This is a genomic window from Spongiivirga citrea, assembly GCF_010671565.1.
GTDB classification, from domain to species: domain Bacteria; phylum Bacteroidota; class Bacteroidia; order Flavobacteriales; family Flavobacteriaceae; genus Spongiivirga; species Spongiivirga citrea.
The window spans coordinates 351569-369923 of sequence record NZ_JAABOQ010000001.1; the positions used below are offsets into that span (position 1 = coordinate 351569).

At 35.3% G+C, this 18355-nt stretch carries 15 protein-coding genes; 1 reads left to right on the forward strand and 14 read right to left on the reverse strand.

The features are described 5' to 3' along the window. Positions 1–5: 5 nt before the first annotated feature. The 7 genes from GWK10_RS01555 to GWK10_RS01585 all read right to left on the reverse strand — a co-directional run bounded on the left by GWK10_RS01555 (position 6) and on the right by GWK10_RS01585 (position 8387). Positions 6–1412: a serine hydrolase domain-containing protein gene (locus GWK10_RS01555; RefSeq protein WP_164029137.1), complete on the reverse strand. Its 1407-nt coding sequence runs from the start codon at positions 1410–1412 to the stop codon at positions 6–8. A 98-nt stretch (positions 1413–1510) separates the two neighbouring features. Further along, a complete protein-coding gene (locus tag GWK10_RS01560; protein ID WP_164029138.1) occupies positions 1511–2923 on the reverse strand; it encodes a sensor histidine kinase in 1413 nt (470 codons plus the stop codon). Further along, the gene (locus GWK10_RS01565) at positions 2920–3633 is read right to left on the reverse strand and encodes a LytR/AlgR family response regulator transcription factor (protein WP_164029139.1); all 714 of its coding nucleotides are present in this window, start codon (positions 3631–3633) and stop codon (positions 2920–2922) included. Before GWK10_RS01565 ends, GWK10_RS01560 begins: the two co-directional genes overlap by 4 nt. Before the next feature lie 73 nt (positions 3634–3706). Next, complete coding sequence (locus GWK10_RS01570; RefSeq protein ID WP_164029140.1) at positions 3707–4402, reverse strand: TapB family protein; 696 nt, start codon at positions 4400–4402, stop codon at positions 3707–3709. Positions 4403–4406: 4 nt separating this feature from the next. Continuing rightward, positions 4407–5648 (reverse strand): OmpA family protein, encoded by a 1242-nt coding sequence (locus tag GWK10_RS01575; protein WP_164029141.1) that lies wholly within the window; start codon positions 5646–5648, stop codon positions 4407–4409. Between the two features lie 122 nt (positions 5649–5770). Next, positions 5771–6526 carry a LytR/AlgR family response regulator transcription factor gene (locus tag GWK10_RS01580; protein WP_164029142.1) on the reverse strand — a complete coding sequence of 252 codons (756 nt, stop codon included), beginning with the start codon at positions 6524–6526 and terminating at the stop codon, positions 5771–5773. 13 nt (positions 6527–6539) lie between these two features. Next, complete coding sequence (locus GWK10_RS01585) at positions 6540–8387, reverse strand: tetratricopeptide repeat-containing sensor histidine kinase (protein WP_164029143.1); 1848 nt, start codon at positions 8385–8387, stop codon at positions 6540–6542. Between the two features lie 98 nt (positions 8388–8485). On the opposite strand from GWK10_RS01585, the gene GWK10_RS01590 reads away from it, so the two are divergent. After that, on the forward strand, positions 8486–9052 hold the full coding sequence (locus GWK10_RS01590; protein WP_164029144.1) for a PhnA domain-containing protein: 567 nt from the start codon (positions 8486–8488) through the stop codon (positions 9050–9052). A 10-nt stretch (positions 9053–9062) separates the two neighbouring features. Here the strand turns inward: GWK10_RS01590 and GWK10_RS01595 are convergent, their stop codons facing one another. From GWK10_RS01595 to GWK10_RS01625, 7 genes are all read right to left on the reverse strand, one after another. Next, entirely contained in the window at positions 9063–10829 is a 1767-nt protein-coding gene (locus tag GWK10_RS01595) for a hypothetical protein (RefSeq protein ID WP_164029145.1), read from the reverse strand. Then, the gene (locus GWK10_RS01600) at positions 10807–13017 is read right to left on the reverse strand and encodes an ABC transporter permease (protein WP_164029146.1); all 2211 of its coding nucleotides are present in this window, start codon (positions 13015–13017) and stop codon (positions 10807–10809) included. Before GWK10_RS01600 ends, GWK10_RS01595 begins: the two co-directional genes overlap by 23 nt. Next, positions 13017–14312: a BatA domain-containing protein gene (locus GWK10_RS01605; RefSeq protein ID WP_164029147.1), complete on the reverse strand. Its 1296-nt coding sequence runs from the start codon at positions 14310–14312 to the stop codon at positions 13017–13019. The genes GWK10_RS01600 and GWK10_RS01605 overlap by 1 nt, the downstream gene beginning before the upstream one ends. A gap of 1 nt (position 14313) precedes the next feature. Continuing rightward, complete coding sequence (locus GWK10_RS01610; protein ID WP_164029148.1) at positions 14314–15210, reverse strand: DUF58 domain-containing protein; 897 nt, start codon at positions 15208–15210, stop codon at positions 14314–14316. Between the two features lie 16 nt (positions 15211–15226). Beyond that, positions 15227–16219: an AAA family ATPase gene (locus GWK10_RS01615; protein WP_164029149.1), complete on the reverse strand. Its 993-nt coding sequence runs from the start codon at positions 16217–16219 to the stop codon at positions 15227–15229. A 103-nt stretch (positions 16220–16322) separates the two neighbouring features. Next, positions 16323–16940, reverse strand: coding sequence for a DUF4159 domain-containing protein (locus GWK10_RS01620; protein ID WP_164029150.1), 618 nt, complete (start codon positions 16938–16940; stop codon positions 16323–16325). Positions 16941–17022: 82 nt separating this feature from the next. Further along, the gene (locus GWK10_RS01625) at positions 17023–18339 is read right to left on the reverse strand and encodes a TldD/PmbA family protein (RefSeq protein WP_164029151.1); all 1317 of its coding nucleotides are present in this window, start codon (positions 18337–18339) and stop codon (positions 17023–17025) included. Positions 18340–18355: the final 16 nt, after the last annotated feature.

The following is an 18355-nucleotide window of genomic DNA, read 5'->3' on the forward strand; positions in this document are numbered from 1 at the left end:
AATATTTAGTTATTACTACTACTTATTGGCAGACTGCGATCGATCAAATCATAACTCGGCCAGAGTGTTCGGGTATTAATTTCCGTTTCAACCGCTAATTGCATCCCATCTAAAATTGTATCGCTAGGTCGGGTTCGAGAGTTTCCAATAATAGCATACCCAAAAGAATCATTCAGTCTATTAAGTATGCTTGCTGTTCCAGGTAGAGAGCCAGTATGAAGCCAATTAAAAAATCCAAAGTAAGTTTCATTTGAACTGCTGGTTGTAATGATATCAGCAACAACAGAGTTTCTATCAATATGCGTCAAAAACTCTGCTAGATCAGTGGCATTAGCAATCCAGCCACCATGAGCGTCCATCCTACGAACATTCATATCATAAGCACTTGTTGACTCTTGGCTATAGTAATACACTTCATCGCTTTTACGTTCTGCAATCGTATTTCCAGCAATCTCCATATTATATACTCCAGAGGGAGCTAAAATATTTTGATTAATGTAATTCTCATAGGTCATTCCAGAAAGCTCTTCAATAATTCGACCTAATAACGAATACCCAAAATTTGAGTATGAATAAGTAGATCCCGGTGTTGTCGTCAACGCTCTGTTATCAACCATATCATCTATTATTTGAGTCTGACTCAAATTTATATCACTAAACATTGGGTCATTAGGCGTATTGGTCCAACCGGACTCATGGTCCATTAAATGACGTACACTTATATCTAATTTGTCTGCAGTATATGGTGCAGTACCATATTGATTGCCCAATATAGAGCCTGGTCCAAAAACCTTATCGTCAAGACTAAAATCGCTTAGATCTTCGGCCAGCTTTAAAATAGCTGCCTGTGTAATAGGTTTGGATACTGACGCCACTCTAAATCGAGAACTGTTGGTTACCTTCTCTCCTGTTTCTACATTCGATTCTCCATACGATTTTCTATAGACTAATTTTTCGTCCTTTAAAATGGCTAATTGAAAGCCCGGAGTTTCATACTGTGTCATCAGACTTGCGATTGCTGCATCTAAGGCAGGGAAATCCATAATTATATTTATATCCCAAATCTTATCAGATCCATCTTCGGCAGTTACCTTTATCAAAGCCCCATTTTGAAAATCAACAGTACTTTGCCCACTAATAATTTCTTGACCGTTGACTGTTGCCTTTGCTTTTGAAGAAATCACGAACTCCGGCTTCAGATTTGTCAAATCACTTCCAGGAGGTAAAAAAAGAAGAACCCCCGTGTTATCTATTTCTCCAATAGAATTTACTTCGATTTGATTTGCGGACTTCAAGAATTTAAATTCTAAAAGCTCTTTTTCATCACTTAATAATACTCCTATCTGCGGCTCGTCTTCAGAGCAGCCTAATACTAGAACAATCAATAGTAGGGGAATAATAATCTTTTTCATGACCTTAACTTTTAAAGTAAATATATCTGAATCCACATTATGGAATGGTCAGGTTTGAACCAATGGATATTTTTACTGAACGAATGGTAAGAATTTGATTATTTGTTGATTGGAAGTATAATTTTCACTTCTGTACCTTTCTCTTCTTCAAGGTCATAATCCCGTTCGCGAATTTGTATTGAAGCATTATCATCGTAAAATGATTGTATTCTATCTGAAGTAATTTTGGTACCTACGGATGTTTTACCAAGATTCTTGTTAAGTTCTGAAGAAGCCATAATTCCGATACCATTATCAGTTAGCGACAATTCAATATTGTTATCTACTTGACGAATAGTTAGGTCAAGCTTTTTCTCTCCGTCTTTATGACTAAGACCATGCCAAATGGCATTTTCAATATAGGGCTGCAAAAAAAGTGCAGGCACTTCAATGTCCTCTGGCACTATATTCTCATCTAAATCTAGATTAAAGTTAAATCCTCCTTTAATACGTATCGCTTCTAGTTGTACATAGGTTTTTATAGTTTCTAATTCTTCACTTAAGCTTATGCTATTCTTGTTAGAATTTTTCAATATTCGCCTTATTAGTTTTGAAAACTTAGCGAGGTAATCTGATGCCTTTTCAGCATCGTTTTTTATAATATAACTTCTTACTGAGTTTAAGGCATTAAATACAAAATGTGGATTCATCTGTGCTCGAAGGGCAGTCATTTTTAATTCGGAAGCTTCTAAAGTTTTTTGCAATAGAGCGATTTCAGATAAATTCTTATCTCTTTCTATCGAAGCTATTCTAGATCCAATACTTAAAGCAAAAAAGAGAATTTCCATAACGGCGCCAACTTGTACGTAAACTGAAGGAGATAATGCCAAATGGTTTTGAATTTGTTCCGAAGGCACAGTGTAGGAAGCATACAATGCCAAATTAGCTCCGATCACATAACAAATAGTACCAAGGATGAAAAAATAAATATATGGCGATTTTATTTTGAAAAGTATAACTGCATTTGTAATACTCGCTATTGACAATATAGTAAGTGCCACAGAAGCTAATGTCGATAACAAACTTGGACCGATAAAATAGCCTATTACCGCAATAAAAACAATGTAAAAAAGTAAAAAGTACACTAGAAATTTCAAAACCTTATCCCATTTGGGTACAGTGATTCTTGTCTCTGCAAGCTCTCTTATAAAAGAGATATAAAAAACATAGGCCAACAGATGAATTTGATGGTATATAACCGGAATAAATGGAATACGAATCGGCTCTAGAAATATGGCAGGGGATTCAAATAAAAAATATATGGTTAAGGCCAAAATATACAGGCTATAGAATAAGAAAGTCCTACTCTTATTCTGTCCGTAAATAAAAAAGTGATATAAAAACATCACTAATAACATACCCTGTACCCAAGCGAAAAACCCTAAAGGCCAATCTGGGTCCTGTATACCACTTAAAGGTGCATAACTATTAGTGCCTTCTACACTCTTTTCAAGAAATTGTATAAAACTCATAATTTGTTAAACAGCTCCTCTTTCTTAGTACGACTTAAAGAAGCAGTATTACCATTGGTAAGTTCGATTACCGCATCATTACCCTTGCTTATTTTTTTTATATGATTTAGATTGATTAGATAGGAGTTATGTGATCTAAAAAAAATATCCTGAGGCAGATCAGCCTCCACACTTTTTAATGTTTTGGATAGCAAAATTTTCGTGCCATCAGATAAATAAATTCGGGTATAATTTTTCTCTGCCTTTAAATAAATAAGCTCGTTTGGTTCAAACAAGTGAAAATTTCCTTCGTACAGAATTTTCACCTTCCCAACACCAATTCTTTCTTTGGTAGTTATTTTTTGAGGCACTATTGCCGATAATTTGGCTACAGCTGCAATTAAATCTTCTTTTTCAATAGGCTTTAGTAAATAGTCTAGTACCGAGACCTTTATTGCAGGAATTGCAAATTGATCATGGGCCGTGGTGAAAATTGTTTGAAATGCTGGTTCACTAAATTGTTCTAGCAGATCAAAACCAGACATTTTGGGCATTTGCACATCTAGGAATAAACAGGTAGGACTTTGTTTTTTAATGGCCTCAACGGCCTTTAGAGGATCGTTGTAAGTTCCTATAATTTCTAATTCAGGACAATATCGATCAAGCATCCATTGTAGTGTTTCCAATGCGTCTTGTTCATCGTCTACCAAAATGCATGTTTGCGTTGACATAGCTTTATGTTGATCCAAATAGGAAATATCTGGTATAAATTACTAAATAGTTCCTAATAAACAATCTACTAAGCTATTCTATCTTGGTCAACTCATGATACCCAATCAATTTACCCTTTTTATTGTATGATTCTGATCTAACTACTGCCTTATCATCTAAATACCACTCTTTGCCGGAACCCCTAATTTTTAAGATCCCAAATTTTGATTCGAAGTCAAAAGTAACTACCTGACAATCAAAAGTTCCAGCAGCTGTAGTAATTTCTTCATTTTCATGTACTTTTCGATTAAAAACATCAAAGGTCATCGTAACCAAAGTGAAATCATTTTTATTAACCTTAATCGTGATATCTCCATCCTCAAGCTCATCGCCTGCGTTCATTTCAACCGGAAAAGAAATTACTGACCCATCAATTTTCAATTCAATATCGTCATCATTATGTTCTGATAATTTCCCCATATCAAAAAACCGAAGCATATCAACTGTGAATAGTCCATTTTTACACCCTGCGCCATAATTACTACTAAATTGCTCTTTTCCCTTTAAATCGTAGAGTGTAGTCTTAAACTCCGCTACTATGCCGCCATCTACAAAGATTACTTTAGTTGTTTCGTGTGAGTTGGTGTTCTTAGCCCTTCCTTTTTTATTATAGTCTGTATAGGTCAACACAGAACCTTCTTTAAAGAAAATAGCCGACTTACATTCCTGTGCCTCTCCTATGCTTAATACCAACAAAAAACATATCACTATAATCGATCGTATCTTCATTACCCTACTTTTTTAAGATGAATTCCACTCTTCTATTGTTCGCCTTTTCTTCAGGAGTGCTATTACCGTTTAGAGCTTCCGCCTCTCCTTTTCCTGAAGTAGTAAGTCGCATTGCATCAATATCTCTATCTAATAATGCTTGTTTTACTGCTTCTGCTCTTTTTTGAGATAATACTAAATTACTTTCATCATCACCATCGGAATCAGTATGTCCTACGATCTCGAATTTCCAATCAGGATTATCTAACAACATATCGGTAACACGTTTTAAGACACCAGCCGATTGGGCTTTTAATGTTGCCTTCCCTGTATCGAATAAAATACCATGAGTAACAAATTTGCCATCAGCAATAACTTGAGCATAGGGCTTACCGCCACCTTTTGCTAGTTTGAAATTTTTTATACTCAGTACGCGTTTTTGTTTAGAACTCTCCGAATAGTACACTTTGATTTTATTCAACTTTTCCGGAACAAAGTCCAACCTAGGGATATTCAATACTTTTTGCTCATCAAAGTACATTTTTAAATAGCCTTTATGATAACTAATGGCAATATGATGCCAACCATTAAAATCACGAATATTTTTATACTGACTGGTGCTATGCTTGAACGCTTTATAAGTAACCTCAAAAGGGAAGTAGGACTTGATTTCGATTGGGTTATACAAATCATCATTAAAGTAAAGCTTGTATTCAGATCTGTTATTTTGGGCTACCTCATCAAAATAAATGTCAAACTCAATACTAAATGCATCAGGAAGATATTTCTCTTCCTTAAACAATGGATTGATCACAGTATTTGTGTTATAAAAAAGAAGCACTTTCTCCTTACCAAATCGACCAACCTCAGCATTACCTCCTAATAAATCCCACCTACGAGGAAAATCCCCATAATCTTCCTCTTGCATATTATCAAAGAAGATCACTTCTTTACCCGGTATAAAATCATAGCTCATCCAAAAGCCTATCTTCTCTTCTCCTTCTTTAGGGTTCTCATTTTGGTTTTGTGATGGTTTTGTAGTTCCCTTTTTTGGATTCTTGGCAGCAGTAATAGAATCTTTTTTTCGTTTTTCTTCCGCTTGTTTTGGATTAAGAACCTTATCAATCTTTTTGTCAGTTTCTTTAAGTACTTTTTGTTCTACTTTCTTTTCAGCACGTTTTTTTATTTTCTTCCAAATTTGGGCTTCTGATTGTTGTACGAACGCTATTGCGACTACAGCGAATAATATCTTTAGTGTGTTTTTCATGATTGATCGTTTTATTATGATGAACAAAAACCAAACTAAAGATACCCCATATAGCAGTGTTTATAGGGCTTAATGAGAATTTGACTTAAACGGTTTAGAATTTGATAGTGTCTCCTGAGAATTTATGATAGCTGATCAAGAAAACGGGTTAGAATCGCTTTTTTGCTTTGCGAAACCGGGATTTCTCTATTGCCAGAAAGTAGCAGCATATCCGTTTTTTTATGATATGCTTGTATATGATCTAAGTTGATCAAAAAACGTTGGTGCACTCTTAAAAATCGGCTTTCCTTAAGTTGTTCTTCAAAGGTTTTTAATGTTTTTGAAACAAGAATTTTTCGCTCATCATTAAGGTAGAACTTCGAATAATTATTATCAGATTCAACATAAATGACGTCGTTAACCAACACCACGTAAATAGCATCTAAATTTTTTAAAACAAGCTTTTTATCTATGTTCGATGTGTTGACATTATGGTAAAAAGCGTCTAATTGATTGGTTTGCGTAGTCCTATCAAGATCTGCAATGACCTTTTCTACAGCAGTTACTAAATCAGAGGGGATATAGGGCTTAAGTAGGTAATCTAAAGCGCTAAACTTAAATGCCTGTACAGCATACTTATCAAAAGAAGTGGTGAAAATAATCTTGAAATTAATTGCGTCTAACTGCTTTAATAAATCGAATGCATTCCCATCTTTTAAATTAACATCGAGTATCACAAAATCGGGCTGCTCTTGTTTTAATTGAATATAGGCAGACTGGATATCCGGGATAATACTTGCAATAGAAATCTCATTAAAGTTAGTCGTAATGATCTCTTGTGCCATGGAAGCAGCTGAAACATCATCTTCAATAATTATACACGACATGGATTTCTTCATCAATTAAATATAACTACAATTTGCCGTATCTAATGGGAAAATCAAGATAAACCGTGGTTCCTTTCATTGTACTTTCTGTTTTTACTTTGCAATGAAATTGATGCGTTTTTTTCAGATTATCAATACGCTCACTTAATATTTGTGTACTCATTGAGCGGTTTAACTGTTTGGCGTCTTCTTTATTCTCATTTATTCCATTTCCATTGTCGGAAATAGTTACTTGTAAACCATCCACTATTAATTGATATTTTACTTTTAAGATTCCATTTTCAATTTCTTTGAATCCGTGTAAAATGGCATTTTCCGCATGCGGCTGTGTGAACATGGGAGGAATTAAAAGCATACTATCTTCAATCCCATCATCCATTTCAATCTCAAAATCCCATTGATTTGTTGTATTCAGTTTTTGAAGGTCTAAATATGATTCTAAGGCCTTAACATCCTCTTCTACATCTATAAAATCACGATCGGAGCTTTCTAGAATAGAGCGCATGAGTTTACTAAAACTTCCTAAATAGTTAACGGACTCGTCTTTCCTATTCTGAAATACAAAACTTTGAATACTGTTTAATGCATGAAATAAAAAATGTGGATTTAGCTGTGTTTGCAATAGTTTGTGTTGAATTTTAGCCGTCTTAAGTGATTGCTTAGTCCGTTGATTTCGATACCACAAAAAACCCGAGACCAATAACAATATCCCCAGTATTCCTGCGATCAGAAAATAGCTGCGCTGCGCGTTTATTTTTGCACTATTTAATTCATCTTTTGCTTCCAGTACTTCAATCTGCTGTTCTTGTTTAGCAGACTCGTATTTCTCTGTCAATTCAGCAACTTCTCGACGTTGCGACACCTCCGAAATAGAATCCTTTAAAACGGCATATAAATTGGCATAACCAAGTGCCTTTTTTGTATCGTTTTTTAATTGATATGCTTCGCGAAGATTATTATAAGTTAACACCCGAAGCTCGGCACTTATATTAGGAGAAAGCATTTCTAAATATCGAATCGCTTCATCAGGATCTCCTTTTTGCAAATATGCATATCCTAGATTATTTAGAATTACATCGGTGTTTTGTTTGAACTGTTTCTTATACTCAATTCCCTTTTTACCATAATAGATAGACTTTTCAAACTGCTCATCCCCTAGATAATAATTACATAAATTAGAATAAATAATACCTAGAAATACGGGAATCTTATTTTTAATTGCCAACTGCTCTGTTTCTAGAGAAAGTGAGATTGCCTCATCAATCTTTTTATCACTAAATGCCAACGCCGCAAGATTGACTATCACCTGCATTTTCTGAGGCTCATTTTTATCTAAAAACTCAATGGCTTTATTGAGATAATCGGAAGCCTTGTCAGTGTTTTTAAGTCGAGCGTGAATACCTCCTACATTGGAATATATTTTGCCCAGACTGGCCGTATCCTTATTTTTTTCAGCAAGTTCAGACGCTTTTAAATAATAGGCTACTGCCTTTTCAAAATCTTGTTTGTAGTTGAAAACAGTTCCTAAATTTTGATAAGAAGTCGTTAAAGACACCTCATCTATTTCTGCCTCGTCTATGTTTTCTTCTAGCAGTTGTTGTGCTTTATCAAATTCAGCTCGATAAATATGGATGGCGGATTTTTGATTTTTTACGCGAATAGTTAGGGTCTTATCTTTTAAAGATTTTGAAAGATCTTCTGCCCGATTAACATAATAAAGTGCACTATCTCGATTAACCAATGCATATTTTTTAGACGTAGTCAATGCATCCTCAATTTGTGCTTTTACTGCATCAGTATCCTGTGCAGAAAGATCGGCGTACAATGCACAAAAAAGCAATAATATAATTAGTGTTGTCTTTTTAATACTCAAGGGTATATGTACTGGTTGGTAAGATAAAATTATGTAATTAATGCGACAGCCGCCCCATTCCTTGGCTATTTAATTATTTTTACGGCAAACAACCAAACATGAGTATTGAAAGAGAATTGGGCAAACGTAGTGGGAATTTATGTGAATTATGTGGTAGCGATGAACAGCTAAATATTTATGAGGTTCAACCCATAAAGAAAGATGCTTTATACTCGAGCATTTATGCTTGTACTAACTGTACTTCTCAAATTGAAAACCCCGATAAAACTGACCCTAATCATTGGCAATGTTTAAATGATAGCATGTGGAGTGAACATGCAGCCGTAAAAGTAATAAGCTGGCGAATGCTGGCTCGTTTAAAAAAACATGATCTTCTTGATATAATCTATTTAGAGGAAGATGAATTAGAATGGGCAAAAGCTAGCGGCGAAGGTGAAAATGATGAGGATAAAATTGTGCATCGTGATAGTAATGGTGCTATTATTAATGCCGGTGATAGTGTGGTTTTAATCAAAGATCTTCCTGTTAAAGGATCAAGTATGATTGCCAAACGCGGTACCGCTGTTAGAAGAGTATCCTTAGATCATGAAAATGCTGAATACATAGAAGGAAAAGTAGACGGGCAGCAAATCGTAATCATTACGAAGTATGTAAAAAAGATTTAAGCAAGGGTTCTCAACCCAAAACCTTAGGTTCTAACCACAAGTATATTACACAACACATAAAAGCGAAGAAAAACCACAAAGGAGAAATGACCTTTGAGATGTATGACTTTTTCAAAGTATGAGAAGCCCTATTAGAAAATCTTTTATTTTCAAGGATAGTTCGGTACTTGTTATGTGCCCTCCATTTTAAAGTATCCGTTACGAAATAGTTCATTACTGATGCAGAGTCTTCTTGTGTCGACAATAAGTTCCAACCTAAATTTTTAGGGTAGGTTTTTCCATGCCAGAGGTTGGTAATATCAATATCCTCCTTCAAAGGGATACTAAATTCGTTATTCGATCTTACTCTTACGTTGTCATTTGTTGTTCTCACACCAAACTCAAAAGGGTAATCTTTGTATGCAATTTTTGAATCGGTATTCCATTCAACTAGCTTAGATTCTTTTTCGCTAATCTCACCAATTATTTTACTCCAAAGCTGCTGGTATTCATCTGTATTTCCACGTAAAAGTAGCTCGTAACTATTTTGCAATACACTTGAACCAATCTTGCCATTACCGATTGTTTTATAGGCAGATACTAATTTGTTTTTACTCTTGTGAATACCGTTAATTCCTAAACTCTCATTAAACGAAATTGGCAATTTTGATAGCCTAAGCTTTGAATCATCCAAAACACTTATTTCATTTAATCCGTCAGATTTAAACGAAAAATCACCAAAGCTTTTCAAGGTGTTTATACCGCCGTTATTCATTAGCACAAAAATCCCCAAACCATCCTGTTGTACTGCATTTTTTAATTCAAGCTTAGTACTACCACCAAAATTTCTGAGCGTAAGTGGGTCTAATATCACCAAGTCGAACTCACCTAAATTCTTTTCAGTAAGTCGACTCAAAGGAGCCCTCTTTCTATTAAAATACTCATACTTAAAGCGACCTCTGGTGATTTGGGTTCGTATTAATAGCTCATGCCCCATTTCAGCCAAATAGTTTTTGAGATATTTCGATTCAAAAGTGGGAAAACCATTGAGCATTAGAATCTTCAATGCTTTTGGATTGTTTGCTATTACGGGAATTGGATCTGAAGATAAAACAGTACCCGTTGAGTCTTTTTCTTGAATAGAAAAAACGAACTTACCACTTACAGCTATATCCGTTTTTAAGTTAAAAGGTTGCACTAGTGTATCCTTTAATGCAATGGAGTCTAAGTCAATGCCTCCGGGTCCTTTAAGTATCAAAACCCTTCCATTTTGTGCTTTTTGATAAATACCATTGAATAAAAACTGCTCGCCGACCGTTACGTCATTAGTATACTTAAATCTAGTAATTCCCTTAGGTAAGGTTCCTTTTAAATAAATAGTATTTACAGAATCCAATTGCCAAAGATCAAAGGGTTTAATGCCGTTTCCGATTATAAAGGTGGTATCAGGAATAGCTCCAGCTTTAAATAACGGTTCATTTACTTTGTATGAAATGAGCTTTATATTCTTCTGTTGTCTTTTTAAACTATCGAGCTGTTTTCTGGTATGACCTTCTGTAATTACAACTGCTTTATACGATTTAGTCTCTTTATTAATAACAGGTTTTAAAGCGAGCATTGCCAATGATACAATTGCAATAAGGCCGGCAAAAAGTCGTATCCAAAAGCGCTTTTTACCACGTTCCTGCCATTCTTTCCAGGTAAAAACAATCATTAACAAAAGTCCTATGATTAGCACTTGCCAAAGCCAAGTCTTATTCAGGAATAGCAGGAGACTAGTCATTAATATTAAGTTCATTAATCAATAACTCGTTTATCTCACTTTGACCAACAAATTTTTTTGATGGATTCGGCTTTTTTGATGGGACGGCCGCATACAACCCTCTTTGAACTGATCTCAATAGCACCTGTGTTGATTGATTTGTATCGGATATTAATTTTAGTTGTTGCAACGTTTTTAGGTAGTTTCCTGGATTTTCAATGGCTTTTGCAGCAAGTTCACTTCCTGCATTTTTAAACAAAACCCTATCCTCGGTCGTCGGCATTTTATTTTCTGAGATCAGTTGCGCTAGTCTATCAATAGTTCGTCGTATTGATGGGTAGACTTCAGGTATTTTTAAATCCTCATTTTTTCTAAAATTAGAAACCTCATCAAGTTTTCCACTTAATCTTTTGTCCTCTTTAATTGGCGGCGGGTCAAACCCAATACGATGCACATAAATTCTCGCGCTATTCTTAATTTCTTGAATCAGTTTTAATGCTCTGTATTGATAGGGTAAGGATTTCTCTGGGGTGTACAAGCGTAAGTAAAGTTCTGCATCCCACATTTCATTTAGGGCTTGGCGTAATTTACTTTTTAATGATTCAGTAAAAAGCGTTGCTTCTTCAGGATCAGAATGGTCATGAATAAACTCCTCTAGAGGGTTATTCTTTTTGTCCTTATCCTTTTCTTCAACAAGATTATGCTCGTTTTCATTATCATGATCGTGGGTATACTCCGCAAGCGGATCTTCTTCACTGTGTTCGGCTTCATGATCAGGTGTTTCTTCTTGACTTTCAATAGATTCACCAAAATCGGTTTCTTCTCCCATAAACTCTGCATACTTTAAACGCAGCGATTTTTGATCAAAACCTAATTCGTTACTCGAAAACTTAAAATCTTTTGTTGTTAGTTTGGGTTTATTCTTAATAAGCTTTTCAGTATCGATAATTAATTGTCGTTGGCTCCTGAAATACTCTGGCATCAAATCAACACCCATGGTTGCCTCAACAGCAAATTGATCGGATACGGTGTCTTTTATTGCTGCAAAATAAGTTTCACTTCTTGCCTGATTTGATTTGGGCTTTTTGCGATCTAGAGCTTCAACATAAAAATAAAGCTCATCCCCCGGTTCCATTTTTAGGCTTTCTAGCTGCATTGTTTTTGATACAGTTTGCCTTTTATTTCCTATTGAAATTGGGTTATCAAAATTTAATTTTTCCTCTCTGAATTTAACGGATTCCCCGGAACCTTTGCTTACAGTTGCAATAATATAAGCATCGGCCAAACCATAATCATCAGTGATATCCGTTCGAAATGACAACTTCATATCTTCATCGAAATCAAAAGAAGTAAACTGCTCAATATCCCTAATTTTTATATTCGGTTGTTCATCCTTTAGCATTTCTATTGAATACAATTTTGAAGTGTATTCATTATCCTTAAGGTCAGTAAATTTAAAATTGTAAAACCCCGATGCCTGTACTACAAAAGATTTTTTATAAATCCCTTCATCTAATTGCATCGGATAACTTTTACCCATGCTTTCAATAGAAACATCCTTAATATTCATATCAAAGCGTAGCTCCCAAGATAAGCTTGAGCCCTCTAAAGCCTTTACATTCATATTAGTGTTTTTAAACACACCAATATTCGTATATCTAGGATATCGAACTTTAACCAATTGATCAGTAATATTAGGGGGCTTAAAATTTGTTTCAGTAGAATCAATTGGCACAAAAGCAATACTTTCTGATGCCGGCCTTTTAGGTGAAGTCCCCTTGACATATTCAACTAAATTGAATTGATATACGGCCAAGCCTACTAAAACGAAAGCGAGCATCACCAAACTGGCTTTTAATACATTATTTGGTGGTTTTATAGTATTTAAATTCTTCTTAAGCGTCTCGAGAACTTTATGCTGCTGCAACTGCGCTAAACCTGAAAGCGTATCTTTTCGCTTAAGCAGTAAACCCGTACTGTATTCAGCAATGTCAAGCTTTTTATCAATGTAAGTAGTCACCCTATTTAAGTTTGATGACCATGGCTTGATGAGGAAAGAGATTATGGTTCCAACTGATAGAAAAACAACCATAGCAATTAACACATTAACCAATAAAAAATATACTAAGAATGCAATTCCAAAGGCATATAAAAAAACTTCTAGCCAATTTAGTAGCTGCCATTTTCTCTTAAATTGAATCAATATGTTGGTCGCCCCACTCATTATTGTTTTCTCATTTTTGAAACTATCCTTTCGGCTATTAAAGATACTACCAACAGTAACCATAACCATTTGGTAATAGAAACATTAACAGTTTTATGAATGCTTTTTATTGATTCATCGCCCGTAGTACTTATTTCATTTAATGCGACTGAGGTATTATCGTACTGTTCGATTTTCTCTTTTTTTAGATCGTTATTCAGCCCTAGTATTTTTAATAGTTGTTCTGCAAAATGTTGTCCTATAACCGTGTCTGAGTTCAGTGATGCTGTTAAGTAAAACATATCCGGCTCTTCGCTCTTTTCAATAAGACTATTTGCTAGATTATCAGGTTTATAGACTAATAACTTACCTTCATTTTTAGGAGCTTGCTTATTGCTTAACCAAACTAAAAGATCGTATTCTATATTTTTTACACTACTACTATCATTGCTACTACTAACTTCAATATGATATTTTGTATACTTAGAAATTGCATTTAGCGATGCTTCCGCATACCGTTTTTCATTAAGGAGACTATCCTCAAAAAAGATGTGTGTCTTGATCTCTCTTGCGCTATCTACCTTTAGTCTTTTGACAAGTCCATTTTCATTAAAGACCAAACTATCTCCTATATTATTTAGTTGAATTGCGTTATCGTTAACCTTAACTATATTTCTGTCATAGATGTGTTTTTCTGAGTTACTCAAAACCGACACTAACTTGATAGAATCTCCTTTTCTTTCAGCCTTTATAGGTTCTCGAAGAGACATTTCAGTATTGAATACCACCCATTGTATTCTGTTATCTAATACAGGGCGAATTCCTTTTATTCCTTTTGAAAAAGCACTGGTAAAAACGACAATACTATCAGTTCGTATATCTTTCATCTGCTTTGCCAAATCCCAATAATTTGGAGTTTCAACAATAGCATTTAAATCTACATCCTCAAATTCAGGAAAATCCTTTTGTAATAGTCTTATACTACTTTCATCCAGCGTATCGATTATGGCAGCTATTTTAGTGTCATTTAATAATGAAGGCTCGACTATATATGTCAATGGAGTCGTAGTAACATTTTTTCTTAGTTGTGGTTCGGCAATAATGAAAACCAAAACAGTAATTAAAAAAAGACGTAGCAACAATAGTAAAAGCTCGTTGAGTTGGATACTACTAGATTTTTTTGAATCAGACTCTTCAATTAATTTGATACTACCTATCTTAATAGTTCTACCCTCTTTTTTACTCCACAAATGAATCGCTATTGGAATAGCAAGCGCAAACAGCGCCCAAAGGTATGTAGGGTTTAAAAAGGTCATGTTAAGCAATTCTATTTCTCATTTTGATGAATAATTGCAGTGCGTTACCAATAGGTTCATCTAACCTAAAAAGATGATAGCCAATATTGCTGGCTAGTAAGTTGTTTTTCGTTTCGGCAATATGAGTTTTAAGCGATTGTAGATAGTATTTCTTAGCCTCCTTAGTATCAACTTTCCGCTTAGCACCAGTTTCTAAATCTTCAAAAGTCAATGTGCCTTTATAGTCAAAGTCCATTTCGTTTTTTCCCATCACATGCAGCACCATAACTTCGTTTCTAGGAGTTTTCAATTTCTCTACAAAACTGCTTAGCTCATTACTATGCTCATAAAAATCGGTTATAAAGAAAATCAATTCCTTATGTCCGCGATCATGAAAAATATTGGATTCTTTTGATTTTTCAGGCCATTTACCACCACTTTCAATCTTGGTTAAGGTGCCGAGTAGCTGATTAAAATGCTGTTTCTGTATTTTAGGAGTGAGGCTATATAATTCATCATCATTTAAAGCAAACAACCCAATAGCGTCACCTTGATTTTGTGACATATAAGCCATTGTAGCGATCAAAACTCGGACGTAATCCATTTTTGACAGCTCATTTTCGGTATGCATCATTGAACCACTAGCGTCTAGTACAAACTTGACCGCTATATTGGTTTCAATTTCTGACTGCTTAATATAATACCGACCTGATCTTGCTAGCATTTTCCAGTCCAACAATCTTAGATCATCGCCAGCTTCATAATTTCTAAACTGGCTAAATTCCATCCCGGATCCTACTCTACGACTATGGTTTAAACCAGAAAGGTATCCATCAACAATAACCTTAGCAATAAGTGCCAGTCCAGATACACTTCGTATTAATTCTGGTTTTAAAAGTTGATGATAGTCTTGTTTCACGTCTACGTTTGTTAACCTATGTCATCTTGTTTAGAAGCTCTTGGGTGACATCATCAGCAGTAATGCCTTCGGATTCCGCTCTAAAATTTATGATGACACGGTGACGCAATACAGGAAAGGCCACATGTTTTAAATCATCTAAAGTAACCGATAACCTACCTTGCGCTAATGCCCTCGCTTTAGCTGTTAATATCATTGCCTGACCCGCTCTTGGTCCGGCACCCCAACTAACCCATTCCTTTACATAATTACTTGAAGTAGTTTCGGGTCTAGTAGCCCGAACCAACTTGCTTACTAAAGCAATTAAGTCATCACTAATCGGGATTTCTCTAACCAACTCTTGTAAGCGAAGTATTTCTTCCTCACTAATAATGGCATTTACCGTTTCCTTTTTTGTTCCGGTAGTATTTTTTAGGATAGTAGTTTCGTCAGACTCGGTCGGGTAACCGATTTTTATATACAAAAGAAACCGATCTTGCTGCGCCTCGGGCAACATAAATGTCCCAGATTGCTCAATAGGATTCTGTGTTGCCAAAATGAAAAATGGTTTATCTAAAGGATAGTTTTTTCCGGAATATGTAACCTTAAATTCTTGCATCGCCTCTAAAAGTGCAGCTTGGGTTTTGGGCGGCGTACGGTTAATTTCATCAGCCAAAATAATATTAGCGAAAATTGGTCCTTTATTGAACTTAAAAAACTTCTTTCCTGTGCTATGATCTTCTTCTAAAATTTCCGTCCCAATAATATCCGACGGCATGAGATCGGGTGTAAACTGAATACGTCTGAACTTTAAATCAATTGCTTGAGCTAGGGTTCGTATCATTAATGTTTTCGCCAAGCCGGGTACACCTTCTAAAAGTGCATGCCCACCAGCCAAAAAAGTAATTAGAAGTTGCTCGACCGTTTCTTGTTGACCGGTAATAACTTTTGCAATTTCCACTCGTAAAGCATCAATCTTATCAGTAAGTGTACTTACCTCCTGCTCAATACTTGCTAATTCTTTATTCATATATACTTTTTTACTCGATAATTGAGATTTAAATGCTCCGAGGCTTGCCTCTAATTTAAATGTTTTTCCAAACGAATGTCTCTTTGGCTTGACCTGAGGTGGTTTAAGATGTTAGTGCATACATAACAATGTTAACACCAAATCGAGTATTATCAATTTTATACCAACGTTTATTTCTAAAATCATAGTCCCATTCACATCCATAATCTTTATTGCTAAACAACACACTTATCCGCCCATTAATTGTAATGGCTTTGAGGTAGTCATGCACTAAGTCATCACCCCAACCATTAAGTTCTTGGGAAGTAGTAGGCGGTCCATTTTCAAATTCGAAAAAGACTTTGTAAAGCTCATGATCATTAGGGATTTTTTTTAATTGTCCTGGAAAGATATCTTCCATCTGTCTTTCAAAAGATTTTGAAAACAAACCATCAATATCATGATTACAATCATCAACAAAAACAAACCCCCCGTTACTTATGTATTTCTTAAAGTTTTCACGTTCTTTTTTTGTGAATTGCACTAGTTTATGCCCCGATAAGTAACAAAATGGGCTTTTAAATATATCGTTACTACTAAGTGAAATTATTTTTTCCTGGGTATCGACAGCCAAAGTAGTATACTCTACTAACGAATTAAGCAAGTTAGAAGGCATACGCTGATCGACATCCCAATCACCTGATTCATATTGCAGCCTAGTAAAGAAAAACTTATTACTCAATACACGAATTGTTTATCTAAAAGAAAAACTGGCCATTATGATGTTATCAAAACAACCAGTTTATTACTATTATTAATGAAAATTATACCGCGTCAGAAAGGCTTGTAAAAGTAAAGTCTCTAACCTTCATATACGGTATTAAATTACCATTTATACGAACCTGCTGGCCTAGAGTCTCTAGATTATTAAGCATAATTATCGGACTTTCATTAAACCTAAAATTCTTTACTGGATGCTTTAATTTCCCATTTTCAATATAGAAAGTTCCGTCACGGGTTAAGCCTGTGTAAAGCAGCGTTTGCGGATCAACACTGCGTATATACCACAATCTAGTAACTAAAATTCCCTTCTTAGTATCTTTTATGAGGTCTTCCAATGAAGCATCACCTCCCGCCATAATTCCATTTGATGGAAAAGGAACAGCTTCTACGCCTTTCTTCTTTGCCCAATAACGGCTATACGAAAGGTTTTTTACTACTCCGTTTTCAATCCATTTCATCTTTTTAAGAGGCTGCCCAGATCCATTCCATGTACCTGTTGGTACTTCAGAGTTCAATGGGTCTGACCATAATTGAATACGCTCATCGACTATCTTTTCTCCAAGTTTAGTACCTCCGCCTTCTTTTGACATAAAGCTTCGACCTTCATCGGCAGTACGCGCATTAAATGCTCCAAACATATTTCCAAGAAGTCCTATTGAAGCTGCAGGTTCAAGTATAACCGTATACTTACCAGGTTCAATAGCCTTTGCTTCCTTAGACATCAAAGCCTTGTCAATTGCGATTTTTGAGGCCTCAGCAGCATCAAACTTGCTTATATCATTATAATCTCTAGTCACCCAACCAGAACCAGTGCCATCATTAGTACGCATGGTAACCGTAAAATTGGCACTTGTAGATTTGTTATAAGCAAAAAGACCTTTTGAGTTCATCATTGCTGAAAAACCTGCAGAGTCGTTTAAAAATCCAGCAGCTGTAACATCCTTCGCTGCAGCAGGCTCTATACTGCTATTTGCAACTTTTGCTCGATATTCCGGTGTTATGTTAGCCGTAGCTTCGCTAAATGTTATTGATTCATCGTAACTCTGTGGCCCCAAAGGCTCCATAAATTCCGGATTTTCGGGAGATAGTTTTGCCAATTCTTCTGCTCTTCTAACCACTTTCTCTAATGATACATCATCAAATTCATCAATAGTAGCTGTTCCAGATTTTTTACCAAAATTAGATTGAACAACCAGCGTTTGATTTGATCTATGTCCGGCGGTCGAAACTGTATTCCGGGCGTAACGGATATTACCGCTTTCACTTCCATTTAAATTAACTTCGCAAGCATCTGCCTTGGAAAAGCTCAAAGCCTTTTCCATGATTTTTCTTGCTTCTTCTTTTGTATATATTGCCATGATATTTTCTATTTGT